Origin of the sequence: Bacillus sp. FSL W8-0848 (assembly GCF_038007805.1) — a bacterium.
GTDB classification, from domain to species: domain Bacteria; phylum Bacillota; class Bacilli; order Bacillales; family Bacillaceae; genus Bacillus; species Bacillus glycinifermentans.
Genome location: NZ_JBBOYB010000001.1, coordinates 1,602,267 through 1,615,568, shown reverse-complemented (window position 1 = coordinate 1,615,568; position 13,302 = coordinate 1,602,267). Strand labels below are relative to the sequence as shown.

Below are 13,302 nucleotides of genomic sequence, written 5' to 3'. Positions count from 1 at the left end.
ACCCTCATTCAAATAAAGTTTGGGCAATATTGCGGACAGCCGCTTTTTCGCGTTCATCGTCGAGCTTTTCCACGATGCCCCGTTCGATCGCGCGCAGCGGCGGAATGTAAGTTGAGAGATCACAAGTATCTAAAAGGGCCCTGATCGATGCAGCTTCTTCGGACACCTGACCGTTGTGCGCCTGTGTCATTAAGTCCGAAGACAACGTGACAAACCGGCTGAGCAGCTTCTCATCCTTTAATTCAGACTGTGTTTCAAGCACGTGCTTTAGCAGGTCGCCTTTAATGTAAGGAACGTCAATAATGACAAACCTGTTTTTTAATGCCTCGTTTAAAGGTACGGTTCCGACATAGCCTTCATTAATTGCCGCGATGACGCCGAAACCGTCTTTTGCTTTGACGACCTCGCCGGTAAACGGGTTTGTCATCGTCTTCCGGTAATCGAGCACACCGTTTAAGATCGGCAGGGTCTCCGGCTTTGCCATGTTGATTTCGTCAATATATAAAAGGTGCCCGTGTTTCATCGCCTTTGTCACAGGCCCCTCGATAAATTCGATGGAAGCGCGCCCCTCCGTGTTTTCAATCGTTTTGTAACCGACAAGCGCCTCGGCATCAAGGTCAACGGAACAGTTGACGCTGTGCATCGGCTTCTGGAAATAGGCGGACAACGTTTCTGCGAGCTTTGTTTTACCAGAGCCTGTAGGCCCTTTCAGCAGCACATTTTTTCCGAGAGACAGCGCGATCAGCGCATCATTTAGGACGGCATTGTCCTCAGCTTCATAGCCGGGCTTTCCGATCAATGACTGAAATTCCTGTCCGGCAGGCCGGCTGGCGGACTCTATCAGCCGCTCCTTTATTTTTTCAGGCAGCTCTAGTTCGTGTAGGTCATATTTCATTCGTTGTATGTTCCTTTCTCAAAAGCGTCTTCTATATCAAGTATACTAAACACTCTTCTGTTTCCTCAATAGATATACTTTCTGCCTGAGGAACGGAACATTATGATTTGCCGTCATTTGATAGGGCGCCGCAAACCATTCGGTCGCCTGAGTTTCCGGACGGGTTCGTTAAATCATCGTCCTGTTTCTCATGGATGATAAATGCGCTTCCGTCCTGATCAAGCAGACTGAACTTGCTATTTTTGTGCAACGTGACGTCAGGTGCATTAACGACGACATCGACTTTGCCGTCAGCTCCAACTTCAATATTCGGCAAGTCCCCGGCATGGTGCCCTTTCGGATTGTTAAAGCCGTGTTCCTTTTGCGCAGGATTGAAGTGGGCGCCGGCGCTTTCAAAATCAGGCCTTTTGCACTGGCCTGTTTCATGAATATGAAAAGCGAGCAGCCCCGGCGGCAGATCGTGGGCGGCAACCCTTATATCAACGCCCTCTGATGCAGATTCAGATACTTCTATAAAACCGGTCTCTTTTCCGTCCCGTTTCATCAGCGTCGCCCTAATCGGCTGTGTGAGCGGTTCAAACGTTTCTGCATGCTCGTGTTCGCCTTTCTCCTGAGCAGGCTCTTTTTGCTGTGCGCATGCCGATGTCATGCATACAAAAGCGCATACGAGCAGCACTTTGGACAATCGATGCATCGCATGATCCCCCTTTGTCTTTTTTCATCTAGTGTAGACAACGGCAGGATCTGATAAACCTTCCACTCTGAAGGGATCGATGCACAAAAAAAAGCCATAAAAATGGCTTTTTTAGAAAGGATAGCGTTTGGCTCCGAGATAGCGCTGCTTCCAATAGGAATTGTTCATATCGCTGATCGTGACTCCCGAATCGTTGGCGTTGATGAATTTATTGTTTCCTAAATAAATTCCGACATGGGAAGGGCCTGCTTTATACGTCGTGAAGAAAACGAAATCCCCTCTTGAAGGCGTGCTGACAGGCGTCATAATATTCCAATATCCGGCCGCGCTTAATCTGGAAACGGATGTGACTTTGTTGAGCACATAATAGATGAAGCCGCTGCAGTCAAAACCGGAAGGATTGTTTCCGCCCCATCTGTAAGGAACGCCCAGCTGTTTTTCAGCCTCGTCAATCATCCGTTCTACCTTCGCGCTTGACGAGGTGCCCGTTTTTGAAGAGCTTGAAGAATTAGATGAAGAGCTTGACGACGTTGATTTCGATGCGCCTGAGATTTTCAGCTTCTGGCCGATTTGTAAAACGTCGGTCTTTAAATTGTTGGCTTCCCTGATGCTTTGCACCGTCACACCCATCGAGTTGGCAATCTTCCATAAAGAGTCGCCGGCCTTAACGGTATAAGTTGTCGTTTTTGAGCTGCTGTTTGAGCTCTTTTTGCCCGATGAAGAACTTGAAGACGACGTTTTGGTTCCGCTTGTAGAAGTCCCTTTTACTTTGAGGACTTGATTTGGGTAAATCGTATCCGACTTCAAGTTGTTCAGCGTTTTAATCTCGGCAACCGTCATGTTCAAGTTATTGGCAATTTTCCATAAAGAATCGCCCAGCTTGACTGTGTACGTGCTGCTTGATTTACTTGAACTGCTTGAGCTTGATGATGAGCCCGAGCTTGACGATGAAGACTTTTTGTTCGTGCTGGAACTTGTGTTTTTGGCTGCTCCTTTAATCACAAGCTTCTGGCCCGGATAAATCATGTCATTGCTCAAACCGTTTAACGTTTTAATCTCCTGAACGGTCGTTTTGTAGTCTTTGGCGATCAGCCAGAGAGAGTCTCCTGATTTAACCGTGTAAGTGGTCTTTGCAGAATTTTTGCTTGAGCTCGTAGAACCCGATTTTTTGCTGCTGCTTTCCGACTTTCCATTTGGAATCTCCAAGGTTTGTCCAACATAGATCACCGTTGATGACAGATTGTTGGCTGATTTCAGTGCGGAAACGCTCGTGTTGTATTGAGCTGAAAGCTTCCACAGCGAGTCCCCGCTCTTCACCTTGATCGTCTGGGCCTCCGCCGGTGACGCAGCAAGCGAAGTTCCAACGACTGCAGAGGCCGCCAAACCTACTGCTATCTTCTTCTTCATACCTTTTAACCTCCCGCCTCATTTTTCGCTTTTCTCTCTATGTATCCATTACATTTTGTCATTGCTTAAAACGCCGTCCGGTAAAGACAAGTGGTTCGATCACTTAAGTCTGCTTAGCGGACGAGACCCCCGTTTTCGCTCTTAAGCAAAAATGCAATTCACGATTTGTATCGGCTGATTCTGATATTTTTTAATAGTTTTTCAATGCAAAAGCAAAGAATCATTGACAAAAATCAATGTTCTTCTTTTTTGAATTCAATTCAGTGCCGAAAATCGGTGTTCGTGCTGAAAACATGTTCAAAGAAGGAAGTGCCGCCTGTGAAACACAGTTTGCAAGGGTTGACAGAAACACGTATGGGACAGACAGGCTGAATAAGCGCCTATGCTATTCGGGTTGCTGTGCAGATGTTTTTAGGGCGATGATTTTTTGACTTTGGCAAAAGATTCGTGGATCGTCACATGAGGGCGATGATTTTCATGTCGTATGCATTCATCGGAACATCAACCGGTCATTGGGATCTATGATCCGGCAGAAAGGCTCCGGATGATGTTGTTCCTCCATACATTTCTATTTTTCCTCATAAAATTCCTTCTTGAAACTATAAATTGACTTTATCATACAAATTTTTTGCCTTCATCCGGAATTCGGCGTATCTTTTTTTAGACCATCCGGCTTTTTACAATCTTCGATTCCAGTCCCTTGTATCCAGCAAGAGCGAATAAAAAATGGGTTTGCACAACTAAAAACCTTACATATTCCCTTTTAAAATAGATAAAAAGATCTACATATCTTATTTTTTCCATTTTATATGTATTTTTCCGGTCTTCTTTCACATCCTAATAAAGAGGAGGTAATGATATGGCAATCCAAAAAATTTTCCAATATTTATGTTCTTTTCTCGGAGTGATTTCCCTTTCCTTTATTTATGTGCAAATGTTTAAAAAAACAAAGAAGACGAAGGATTGAATAGGCATTTGTTGCATTATCTACATAACGTGTTATAATTTCTCTCGTTATCCAAAAGAAACGGGGAGCAAATATGAGGGAAACAAAGGATTTAAGGGAAAAAGCAAAGCAGTTTATTACGATTTTAATTCCGATTTTGATCACACAGGCCGGACTTTCTTTGATCACGTTTCTCGATACGGTGATGTCCGGCAAGGTCAGCGCTGCGGATCTTGCCGGCGTTGCGATCGGGTCGAGCTTGTGGACGCCTGTGTATACGGGACTGGCCGGCATTTTGACGGCGGTGACTCCAACCGTCGCTCAGTTGATGGGGGCCAAACAGCAAAAGAAAGTCCCCTACACTGTGATTCAAGCGATTTACGTGGCAATTATCATCAGTCTCATAGTTATGATTTCAGGTTTTTTCCTGATTGATCCGATCCTGGAACGGCTTCAGCTCGATGAGAAGGTATCGCTCATCGCGAAACACTTCTTGTCATATCTTGGACTCGGCATTTTGCCGCTGTTTGTGTATAACGTGATGCGTTCGTTCATTGATTCGCTCGGCAAAACGAGGGTGACGATGCTGATCACCTTGTGCGCTCTTCCGATTAATTTTGTATTAAATGCTCTATTTATCTTCGGAAAGCTCGGATTCCCAAAAATGGGGGGAGCCGGCGCCGGTTTGGCATCCGCATTGACGTATTGGTGCATCTGTCTCATATCTTTATTGATCGTTCATAAAAAAACGCCTTTTTACCAGTTTAAGATTTTCGGGACGTTCTATTCATTTTCCCTTTCAGAATGTTTGAACCTCTTGAAGATCGGGCTTCCGATCGGATTTGCCATCTTCTTTGAAACGAGTATTTTTGCGGCAGTTACGTTGCTGATGAGCCACTTTGATACCGTGACGATCGCCTCCCACCAGGCGGCGATGAATTTCGCTTCGCTTCTTTATATGCTGCCGCTGAGCGTGTCGATGGCATTGACGATCGTCGTCGGCTTTGAAGCCGGGGCAAAGCGCTTTCAGGATTCAAAAGCCTACAGCTACCTGGGCATCTCGATGGCAGTCGGATTTTCGCTGTTCACCGCTCTTGTGATTTTGTTGTTCAGACAGCAAATCGCCGGTATGTATACTGGAGATCCCGCGGTCTTGTCCCTAACGAAGCACTTTTTGTTGTACGCCCTGTTTTTTCAGCTTTCAGACGCAATCGCAGCACCCATTCAAGGAGCGCTCAGAGGATACAAAGACGTCAACTACACGCTTGTCACAGCCCTGGTTTCCTATTGGATCATAGGGCTTCCCGTCGGCTTTGTCATCGGCACCTATACTTCCTTCGGAGCATACGGATATTGGATCGGCTTGATCACAGGCCTTGCCGCTGGAGCCGTCGGACTTTTCCTCAGACTCAGGATCATTCAAAACCGTTTGATCATGAAGCTCAGTGCATAAAGCCAAAAAAGGTATAGAGCATGTTTAAGCTCTATACCTTTTTCTCATTAATCGTCCCATTGATATGTCCAGAACGATTCTTTTTCAAACCATGTTTCAACGACAGGCTCACCGTTTGCTATTTTTTTCTCAATCTCTTTCAGCATGCCGCCAGTTTGTGACTTGTGCGCTTTTAGCGCATTCATTTTAATATCAGCCACTTCTTTGATATCGAGAACGACATCAGGCTTGCCAAGTGCTTCTTCTCTGTGGTGTGTGATCGCCATGCATAACACCCGCGGCCTGTCTTCTTTCTTTTTCCTGGACAGCGCGCGGATGACCGCCGCTCCGCAGGCGTCATGATCCGGATGGACGCCGTGGCCGGGATAGAACGTCACGATCAGGCTCGGTTTTACATCATCGATTACGGCCTCCACTTTGTCCGCCAGCTGGTCTTCATCTTCAAATTCGAGCGTTTTGTCGCGGAGCCCGAGCATCCGCAAATCTTGGATGTCCATTTCCTTGCAGGCATCCATCAATTCCTGCTTTCTGAGCAGAGGAAGCGTTTCGCGATTGGCAAACAGCGGATCTCCCATATTTCTGCCCATTTCTCCAAGCGTCAGGCAAGCGTAAGTCACGGGGATCCCTTCTTTTCGGTTTAAAGCGATTAGACCCGCCACTCCGAACGATTCATCATCAGGGTGCGGCAGGATGACAAGTAAATGTTTTTTCATTTATAACACCTTCTTTTTAGACTGCAAATGGCTTTTTGCTGATTTGAAGTGAAATGGCAAGCTTGCCTCCTGGTAAATGGCCGGCGAGGAGCAGCCTTCCTTCGTCATCAATCGTATAATCTGTAAGGCCCTCTGCGTAAATCCAGCCTTCTTCTGTTTTCAAGCCCGCCCGGTAAGGCCCGCTTCCCGTGATTTTCGCCCGGGAGCAGACGACTTTTGCATTCCGGATAAATGCAACGACCGTCATGTTCTGTTCATTTTTATGAGCCGAATATGATCCGGTGGTTGTTTCCAAATGAATATAGACCGGCTCATCTAAAAATGTCTGTAAAGAAGCTTGGACATCTTCTTTATTGATTGCTTTCATGTTACTCCCTGCTTTCTTTATTTGTTAATAATTGCAAACGTTCTGTATGGCGTGCAATCAGCTCAAGCTTTATATCCGCTTCCAAGGGGGATGAGATAATCCGCTGAACGGCCTGAGCATATTTTTCAAATCTCGTTTTTCTGAGCCTTGGATGGGTTCTGAGGTCATTCAGTTCATCATCGATGGCCTGATCGAGCGCTCTCTTCCGGTCTCCATGCACCGTCCGGTTTTTCCAGAGGGTCAGATATGAGTGAAACAGTTCGGTTTCGTTTTCCATGACGGACCGCCTCCGAATCCATTCAATAATGTTTTATTATACATGATCAGCGGTTATTGAAAAGAAAAAGGGCTTATGAATGATACGATTTTTTTCTTTTGAGAAATACCTTTGATTGCTTTTTCCATTTGAACTGGGACATGGTAAACAAAACAAGCGCCGCCCATATGCATGAAAACGTAAACGCTTTTTCGCTGCTGAACGGTTCATGGTAAACAAAAATGCCTAAGAATAGCGTAATCGTCGGCGCAATATACTGCAAAATTCCGACCTGGTACAGCGGGAGCTTTTTCGCTCCTTCTGCAAATAAAAGAAGCGGTATGGCAGTCAGCACGCCGGCCAAAAACAGCAAAATCACCGTTCCGATATCCGCTGATGCTGCATGTGTTTGACCCGAAGCGCTAAAGAACAACAAATAGACAAGTGCTGCGGGTGCGATAACCATCGTTTCCAGTGTCAGCCCGACGGCGCTCGAAAGCTGCGTTCTTTTCTTGGCCAGACCGTAAAGGCCGAAACTGAAAGCCAGTGCAAGCGCGATGTACGGCACAGAACCGTATTGAAAAGCAGAAATCAATACGCCGCCAGCCGCAATGAGAACTGCTACAGTCTGCATTCGCGACAGTTTTTCCTTCAAAAAGACGATCCCGAGCAAAATGGAAACGAGCGGATTGATATAATAGCCGAGACTCGCTTCAAGAATATAGCCGTGATTTACCGCCCATATGTAGACATACCAATTGGCTGTGATCAACACGGCAGAAAATATTAGCGTCACAAGGGCTTTTCTGTTTCCGAGAAGCGCCCGGAAAGCGGTGATGCCGTCTTTCCACTGCCGCAAAAACAGCAGAACGCCGCACATAAAGACGAACGACCAGATGATGCGGTGAGCCAGTATGTCAAGGGCTGCTGTCTGTTCGAGAACTTTCCAGTACAAAGGGAGCAGCCCCCATAGCAAATAAGAACATGCCGTATACATAATCCCTTTCGTTTGAGTTGAATGATTCATAATACATCCTCTTCCTTTCTTCCTTCATCACGTCGCACGCTTTTTATCTCAGAGGCATATACTGTACCGTCTATGAGAAAGGAAGTGTGACCTGTGTTTGATTGGCAACGCTTTTTTCCTTTTCAGCAGCCATTTTCCAAAGACGGCTTAAAAAACGCCGACCCGAAAGATGTTGAACACTATATTAACCAAGTAATGAAAAGCGTTTTTGGACCGGGGTACTCGGCTCAGTTTCCTTTTCGTGACCCTCTTGCAAAAGAAACGCCGGCAGCAGACGAAACCGAACAGATTGACGTCTTTGAAACGACCAGCCACGTATTCGTTAAAATTCCGCTTACAAGAGAACAGCTTAACCCCCTGAAAATTAAACATACTTCACAAACCCTGATCATAGAAAACTACCCTGAAACAGGACAGCACAAAAAAGTCATTCTCCCCTCTCTTGTACGCAGAAAAGGTACAAAAGCCGTATTTAAGGACGGCATTTTAGAGGTGATGTTTTTGAAAAATGAAGACTTCAACCTGTCTGAAGTCGAGATTACGTATTGAAAACGGCCGGTTTGGAAAAAGCGGGCCGTTTTTCTTTGCCGTCATCCTTTACCGCTGTCCACTAAATCATATTAACACTAGCGCTTCCAGTCTATCATCTCTTTTGCCTGGCCATTTCAAACCATGCCCTTTGATTTGTATATTGTAGTCTATCCGTCTTAAAAAATCTATGTATCTATTTCCTCTTTCGATCCGTACCGGCCGGCCGTTATAATGATAAAGATTCTCAATTAAAGGAGGATGTATATGAAGAAAAAGATCATCACTTTTATCAGCACTATCGTTTTGACAATCCTTTGTTTTTCACCGCAGGCTTCGGCTGCATACAACGACCTTCACAAAGGCTATGCAACCTATACGGGATCAGGCTATTCGGGAGGAGCTTTGCTTCTTGACCCCATCCCTTCCAATATGAAGATCACTGCGTTAAACCCGACCGATCTTAACTATAAGGGCGTAAAAGCCGCTCTGGCCGGCGCCTACCTGCAAGTGGAAGGGCCGAAAGGAAAAACGACCGTCTACGTCACCGACCTGTACCCTGAAGGAGCACCCGGCGCCCTCGACCTGTCGCCTAACGCCTTCCGGGAAATCGGCGATATGAAAGACGGAAAAATCAACATTAAATGGCGTGTCGTCAAAGCGCCAATCAAAGGCAACTTCACATATCGGATCAAAGAAGGCAGCAGCCGGTGGTGGGCGGCGATCCAAGTGAGAAACCACAAGTATCCTGTCATGAAAATGGAATACTACAAAGGCGGAAAGTGGATCAACATGGAGAAGACGGACTACAACCATTTCGTCAGCACCAATTTAGGGACAGGCTCTCTGAAAGTGAGAATCACCGATATCCGCGGAAAAGTCGTGAAAGACACGATACCAAAGCTTCCCGAAAACGGTACATCAGAAGCATACATGGTTTCCGGCAAGGTCCAGTTTCCCGACTAAATAGACAGCAAGACGGCGGCCTGAGGGCGGAACATCCCGCGCTTAGGCCGCCGTTTGGCTTTAACAACTTGGGAACATTCATTTTTTATCGATAATATGGAACAACTCCGCCTGGAACGCCTTGGTAAGGCTGCGCTGCGTATGGTGCGGCGCCGTAGGAAGACGCGGGTGCAATGGCACCTCCGTAGGGCTGTGCTCCTCCATAGCCCGCGTACGGCACTGGCCCTCCATAGCCTGCATAAGGCGGATATGCGTACGGCCTTGGAAAGTTAAAAAGCGCGCTTCCGAGAAATCCGCCGATTAATCCGCCGATCAGCGGCGCTCCGATCCAGAAAAACGGAGACCGCGCCGGATATGCGGCAGGGTAAGATCTCGAATATCCATAAAGCATATGAGGGTACATCGGCATTTATCCTCCTTTATGTCTGCCTATAGCCAAGGTATTCATAAAGCTGGGAAACGCTTGGGCGCCGGCTATTCTTCATAGATCATTTTTTTGGTCATTCCGCCGTCAACCGTTACGTTCGTACCGGTGACAAACCGGTTGTCCGGATCGGTTAAATAAAAGCATGCTTTGACGATATCAAGCGGATGGCCGACCCGGTTGGAAAAATGCTGCTCGTGATCAATGTCTCGCAGCCCGCCATAATGCTCTGTTTCGATCCATCCCGGGGAAATGCTGTTGACCACGATCGAATCCTTGCTTAACGACGCAGCGAGAGCATGGGTTAAAGCAATGATCCCGCCTTTTGACGCAGCATAGGCTTCGCTGTCCGGTTCAGACATAAAAGCTCTCGTCGAAGACATGTTGACAATGGCGCCCCCGTTTTCGTTCTCCCTCATTTTTTTTGCCGCTTCCCTAGAGCAGAGAAACACGCTTTTCAAGTTGGCGTTCAAGACATCGTCCCATTCTTCAGATGTCAGATGATACGGTGATTTCCAGACCGATTTTCCGGCGTTATTAATCAGAACGGAAAGCGTGCGGCCGTTTTTGACAGCCTCATCCATCAGGTGTCTGACGTCCTCTTCTTCCGCTGCATCTGCTGGTACAAACTGAACCTGCAATCCGGATGCAGACAGCTCGTGTTCCAATTGCCTGCCCTGTTCTTCCAGAACATCGGCAAACAGCACGTCATAGCCTTTTTTTGCGTATGCTGCAACAAGCTCTTTTCCGATTCCTCCTGCGCCTCCGGTGATAACCGCAGCTTGTTTTCCGGTCACTTCTCGCGTCCCCCTTCTGCATCACAATGATGTTCAGCCCAATTTTGTATCTCTTTTAAAACAGGTTCGAGCGCATTGCCTTTTTCCGTCAATTGATAAATCACTTTAACAGGCGTTTCAGGCAGAACCTGTCTTTCGACAATTTCGCCATGCTCCAGTTCTTTCAAACGTTCAGCCAGCATTTTTTGGCTGATCATCGGTATCATCTCGGTTAAATCCTTAAACCGTTTCGGTCCATCCAGCAACACATGAATGATCAGTCCATTCCATCTTTTGCCGAGCAAAGAAAAGGCGGCTTCCATTTTAGGACACATTGTAAACCCCAATTCTCTCACCCCTCCATATCCTGTTGACAAATATAAGTTGAAACATTAGAATACTCTTTGAAGTTACAAAAAGTAAGTTTCTAACTTTTTATCTGATTCTATCATAACACGTTTATCCCAAAGGAGGAAGTCACATGTCTGCATCAGAAAACAGCACGATTAAAGTATTGACAGAACGTACTTCGATTAAAGAATATGACACAAATGTCTCCATTTCAAAAGAGGAACTGACAGATCTGCTTTCCGTCACGACGAAAGCTCCGTCAGCCTGGAACCTTCAGCATTGGCATTTTACCGTATTCCACAGCCAGGAAGCAAAAGACAGACTGCTTCCGATCGCCTACAATCAAAAGCAAGTCTCCCAGGCATCCGCAGTCGTCGCCGTATTGGGAGACCTAAAGGCAAATTTGAACGGTGAAGCCGTTTACGGTCCTTTAACAGAAGCTGGATTTATGACAGAGGACATTAAAAACACATTGCTTTCCCAAATTAACGGGGCCTACCAAAGCAGCGCTTTTGCCAGAGACGCCGCCTTTACAAACGCATCGCTCGCAGCTATGCAGCTGATGATCGCCGCGAAAGCAAAAGGCTATGACACATGCGCAATGGGAGGCTTTGACAAAGAGGCATTTGTTAAAGAATTTCAAATTGATGATCGCTATGTACCGGTCATGCTGATTTCGATCGGAAAACCGGTCAAGCCGGCTCACAAGAGCACCCGCTTCGAAGTTTCAGAAGTTTCAACATGGCTGTAACATAGAGAAAACCTTAGTCCTTGAAGGACTAAGGTTTATTTTTTTGCTTTTATATGTGTTTCATACCAGCTTTTTGCCTGTTCGATTTCCCGATGTGTAAGCTGATGTCCGCCGTCTTCCCAATAAAGCGAAACATCCGCCCCGGCCTTTTTGAATAAGCTCTCAAGCTCTTTTGTTTCATCCGGCGGGCAGAGGGTGTCCATCTTTCCTGCGCCGATGTATATCGGCACCCCCGTCATATCGGGGAGCGCGGTGTTTCTGAACGGAACCATCGGATGATGCAAGATGGCACCTTTTAGCGCCTGCCCGTGGCGGAACAGCAGACTTCCGGCGATATTGGCGCCGTTTGAATATCCGATCGCCACCACTTTATCCCTGGCAAATTCAAGCTCTTTGGCAGCCTGATCAAGAAAGGCTTTCAGCTCCTCCGTCCTTTCGAACAAGTCCTCCAGATCAAAAACGCCTTCTCTCAGACGCTTAAAAAAGCGCGGCATGCCGTTTTCCAGGACATTTCCTCTGACGCCGAGCAAATTGGCATCAGGATCGACCATGCGGCCGATCGGCAAAAGGTCGTGTTCGTTCCCTCCTGTTCCGTGCAAAAGCAGCAGTGTAACATCTGATTGCCCTCTTTCAAATATGTGGTTCATTCGTACTCCCCCCTATTCCCATTTTGGAAGAACGCCTTCGATTTGGCGGCGGTGCTGTTCAAGCCAGTCCGGCAGCTTTAACGATGTCCCGAGATCCGCGAGGCCTTCGTCAACGAGAAAGCCCGGCTCATCTGTCGCCATTTCAAATAATATGCCGCCTTGTTCCCTGAAGTATATCGACGTGAAGTATTGGCGGTCGAGAATCTCCGAGGCAGAAAATCCGCTTTCTTGAAGCAGCTTTTTCCATTCTTGTTGTTCTTCTCGGGTCGTTCTGAAAGCAACGTGGTGAATCGTGCCGTAACCGCCGATGCCCCTCGTTTGCCCATTGACTTTGACATCCAGGCGGTTTCCGATCGTTCCGCCGATCTCCAGCCGGACGTAATCCCCGTCTTCGCCTGCTTTCCGATAGCCGAATTGCTCCTCCAAAAAACGGATCGTCGCCTCCGGCCGGTAGCTGTTCAATGTCACACCTTTTGTGCCGGTGATCGCATAATGCGTCGGGATGCCTGCCGCTTCCCGCGTGTTTTGCCCGCTTTCGCCGTCTTCTGTGATGGAAAGCTGAAGATCTTCAGCATCTTGAAAAAGAAGCACATTCTCCTTAAAAAGCACGGTTTCCCGAACATCTATGCCGAGATCTGCGAGCCGCTTCTTCCAGAAGGGAAGAGCGCCCTTCGGAACCGCTAAATCAATCCTTCCCGCCTGTCCGTTTCCAACCGTACCCTTCATGCTTCCCTGGAACGGAAAGAACGTTAAAATCGTGCCTGGATCTCCGGTCTCATTTCCGAAGTAAAAATGGTAGGTGCCGGGATCATCAAAATTAACCGTTTTTTTGACGAGGCGCAGACCCAATACCTCCGTATAAAATGACAGGTTCACTTTAGGGTCTCTCGCAAATGCCGTGACATGGTGCAGTCCTTTTGTTTTCATCGTGATTCTCCTTTTATCTCGAATTCAAGATATTAATTATTGTAATGTTATTTTTCCGCTTCTGCAAGGCAGATGCATTGTTTTAATAATTTAAAAAATCACTTTTTTCTAATAATTATCTTGTGATTGAATCTGACAACTGCTATGATAATGAACATTAAAATCGTTCAAGGA

16 protein-coding genes are annotated in these 13,302 nt (G+C 46.8%); 4 read left to right on the top strand and 12 right to left on the bottom strand.

The genetic code is table 11. The features are described 5' to 3' along the window. Positions 1-4: 4 nt before the first annotated feature. From NSQ39_RS08510 to NSQ39_RS08500, 3 genes are all read right to left on the bottom strand, one after another. Positions 5-895, bottom strand: coding sequence for an ATP-binding protein (locus NSQ39_RS08510; RefSeq protein WP_341014537.1), 891 nt, complete (start codon positions 893-895; stop codon positions 5-7). 100 nt (positions 896-995) lie between these two features. After that, positions 996-1,589: a superoxide dismutase family protein gene (locus NSQ39_RS08505; RefSeq protein WP_341014534.1), complete on the bottom strand. Its 594-nt coding sequence runs from the start codon at positions 1,587-1,589 to the stop codon at positions 996-998. Between the two features lie 111 nt (positions 1,590-1,700). Beyond that, the gene (locus NSQ39_RS08500) at positions 1,701-2,996 is read right to left on the bottom strand and encodes a C40 family peptidase (RefSeq protein WP_341014532.1); all 1,296 of its coding nucleotides are present in this window, start codon (positions 2,994-2,996) and stop codon (positions 1,701-1,703) included. Positions 2,997-4,036: 1,040 nt separating this feature from the next. Between NSQ39_RS08500 and NSQ39_RS08495 the strand changes: the two genes are divergently transcribed. Then, the gene (locus tag NSQ39_RS08495) at positions 4,037-5,395 is read left to right on the top strand and encodes an MATE family efflux transporter (RefSeq protein WP_046129561.1); all 1,359 of its coding nucleotides are present in this window, start codon (positions 4,037-4,039) and stop codon (positions 5,393-5,395) included. 47 nt (positions 5,396-5,442) lie between these two features. Here NSQ39_RS08495 and bshB2 read toward each other — a convergent pair whose 3' ends face one another. From bshB2 to rarD, 4 genes are all read right to left on the bottom strand, one after another. Beyond that, on the bottom strand, positions 5,443-6,108 hold the full coding sequence (gene bshB2 / locus NSQ39_RS08490; protein WP_175075058.1) for a bacillithiol biosynthesis deacetylase BshB2: 666 nt from the start codon (positions 6,106-6,108) through the stop codon (positions 5,443-5,445). A gap of 16 nt (positions 6,109-6,124) precedes the next feature. Further along, on the bottom strand, positions 6,125-6,475 hold the full coding sequence (locus NSQ39_RS08485) for a YojF family protein (protein WP_046129563.1): 351 nt from the start codon (positions 6,473-6,475) through the stop codon (positions 6,125-6,127). A 1-nt stretch (position 6,476) separates the two neighbouring features. After that, on the bottom strand, positions 6,477-6,752 hold the full coding sequence (locus NSQ39_RS08480; RefSeq protein ID WP_046129564.1) for a hypothetical protein: 276 nt from the start codon (positions 6,750-6,752) through the stop codon (positions 6,477-6,479). Positions 6,753-6,825: 73 nt separating this feature from the next. Next, positions 6,826-7,758, bottom strand: a complete 933-nt coding sequence (gene rarD / locus NSQ39_RS08475) for an EamA family transporter RarD (protein ID WP_046129565.1) — start codon at positions 7,756-7,758, stop codon at positions 6,826-6,828. Positions 7,759-7,851: 93 nt separating this feature from the next. On the opposite strand from rarD, the gene NSQ39_RS08470 reads away from it, so the two are divergent. Together NSQ39_RS08470 and NSQ39_RS08465 are read left to right on the top strand one after the other, a co-directional pair. Further along, positions 7,852-8,307, top strand: coding sequence for a hypothetical protein (locus tag NSQ39_RS08470; protein ID WP_046129566.1), 456 nt, complete (start codon positions 7,852-7,854; stop codon positions 8,305-8,307). Between the two features lie 246 nt (positions 8,308-8,553). Then, entirely contained in the window at positions 8,554-9,252 is a 699-nt protein-coding gene (locus NSQ39_RS08465) for an expansin EXLX1 family cellulose-binding protein (RefSeq protein WP_046129567.1), read from the top strand. Between the two features lie 85 nt (positions 9,253-9,337). On the opposite strand, the gene NSQ39_RS08460 is transcribed toward NSQ39_RS08465, so the two are convergent. The 3 genes from NSQ39_RS08460 to NSQ39_RS08450 form a co-directional block, all read right to left on the bottom strand. Continuing rightward, positions 9,338-9,655: a hypothetical protein gene (locus tag NSQ39_RS08460; protein WP_046129568.1), complete on the bottom strand. Its 318-nt coding sequence runs from the start codon at positions 9,653-9,655 to the stop codon at positions 9,338-9,340. A 71-nt stretch (positions 9,656-9,726) separates the two neighbouring features. After that, a complete protein-coding gene (locus tag NSQ39_RS08455; protein ID WP_175075057.1) occupies positions 9,727-10,473 on the bottom strand; it encodes an SDR family oxidoreductase in 747 nt (248 codons plus the stop codon). Then, positions 10,470-10,799 (bottom strand): winged helix-turn-helix transcriptional regulator, encoded by a 330-nt coding sequence (locus NSQ39_RS08450; RefSeq protein ID WP_046129570.1) that lies wholly within the window; start codon positions 10,797-10,799, stop codon positions 10,470-10,472. The genes NSQ39_RS08455 and NSQ39_RS08450 overlap by 4 nt, the downstream gene beginning before the upstream one ends. A 134-nt stretch (positions 10,800-10,933) precedes the next feature. On the opposite strand from NSQ39_RS08450, the gene NSQ39_RS08445 reads away from it, so the two are divergent. Next, positions 10,934-11,554: a nitroreductase family protein gene (locus tag NSQ39_RS08445; protein ID WP_046129571.1), complete on the top strand. Its 621-nt coding sequence runs from the start codon at positions 10,934-10,936 to the stop codon at positions 11,552-11,554. A gap of 35 nt (positions 11,555-11,589) precedes the next feature. Here NSQ39_RS08445 and NSQ39_RS08440 read toward each other — a convergent pair whose 3' ends face one another. Beyond that, the gene (locus tag NSQ39_RS08440) at positions 11,590-12,201 is read right to left on the bottom strand and encodes an alpha/beta hydrolase (protein ID WP_175075056.1); all 612 of its coding nucleotides are present in this window, start codon (positions 12,199-12,201) and stop codon (positions 11,590-11,592) included. A gap of 12 nt (positions 12,202-12,213) precedes the next feature. Then, positions 12,214-13,128, bottom strand: a complete 915-nt coding sequence (locus tag NSQ39_RS08435; RefSeq protein ID WP_046129573.1) for a ring-cleaving dioxygenase — start codon at positions 13,126-13,128, stop codon at positions 12,214-12,216. Positions 13,129-13,302 lie beyond the last annotated feature (174 nt).

Coding starts and splice junctions, on each gene's coding strand:
- NSQ39_RS08500 (WP_341014532.1), bottom strand. CDS start 2,996: ATGAAGAAGAAGATAGCAGTAGGTTTGGCGGCCTCTGCAGTCGTTGGA.
- NSQ39_RS08510 (WP_341014537.1), bottom strand. CDS start 895: ATGAAATATGACCTACACGAACTAGAGCTGCCTGAAAAAATAAAGGAG.
- NSQ39_RS08460 (WP_046129568.1), bottom strand. CDS start 9,655: ATGTACCCTCATATGCTTTATGGATATTCGAGATCTTACCCTGCCGCA.
- NSQ39_RS08480 (WP_046129564.1), bottom strand. CDS start 6,752: ATGGAAAACGAAACCGAACTGTTTCACTCATATCTGACCCTCTGGAAA.
- NSQ39_RS08465 (WP_046129567.1), top strand. CDS start 8,554: ATGAAGAAAAAGATCATCACTTTTATCAGCACTATCGTTTTGACAATC.
- NSQ39_RS08485 (WP_046129563.1), bottom strand. CDS start 6,475: ATGAAAGCAATCAATAAAGAAGATGTCCAAGCTTCTTTACAGACATTT.
- NSQ39_RS08440 (WP_175075056.1), bottom strand. CDS start 12,201: ATGAACCACATATTTGAAAGAGGGCAATCAGATGTTACACTGCTGCTT.
- bshB2 (WP_175075058.1), bottom strand. CDS start 6,108: ATGAAAAAACATTTACTTGTCATCCTGCCGCACCCTGATGATGAATCG.
- rarD (WP_046129565.1), bottom strand. CDS start 7,758: ATGAATCATTCAACTCAAACGAAAGGGATTATGTATACGGCATGTTCT.
- NSQ39_RS08505 (WP_341014534.1), bottom strand. CDS start 1,589: ATGCATCGATTGTCCAAAGTGCTGCTCGTATGCGCTTTTGTATGCATG.
- NSQ39_RS08445 (WP_046129571.1), top strand. CDS start 10,934: ATGTCTGCATCAGAAAACAGCACGATTAAAGTATTGACAGAACGTACT.
- NSQ39_RS08435 (WP_046129573.1), bottom strand. CDS start 13,128: ATGAAAACAAAAGGACTGCACCATGTCACGGCATTTGCGAGAGACCCT.
- NSQ39_RS08495 (WP_046129561.1), top strand. CDS start 4,037: ATGAGGGAAACAAAGGATTTAAGGGAAAAAGCAAAGCAGTTTATTACG.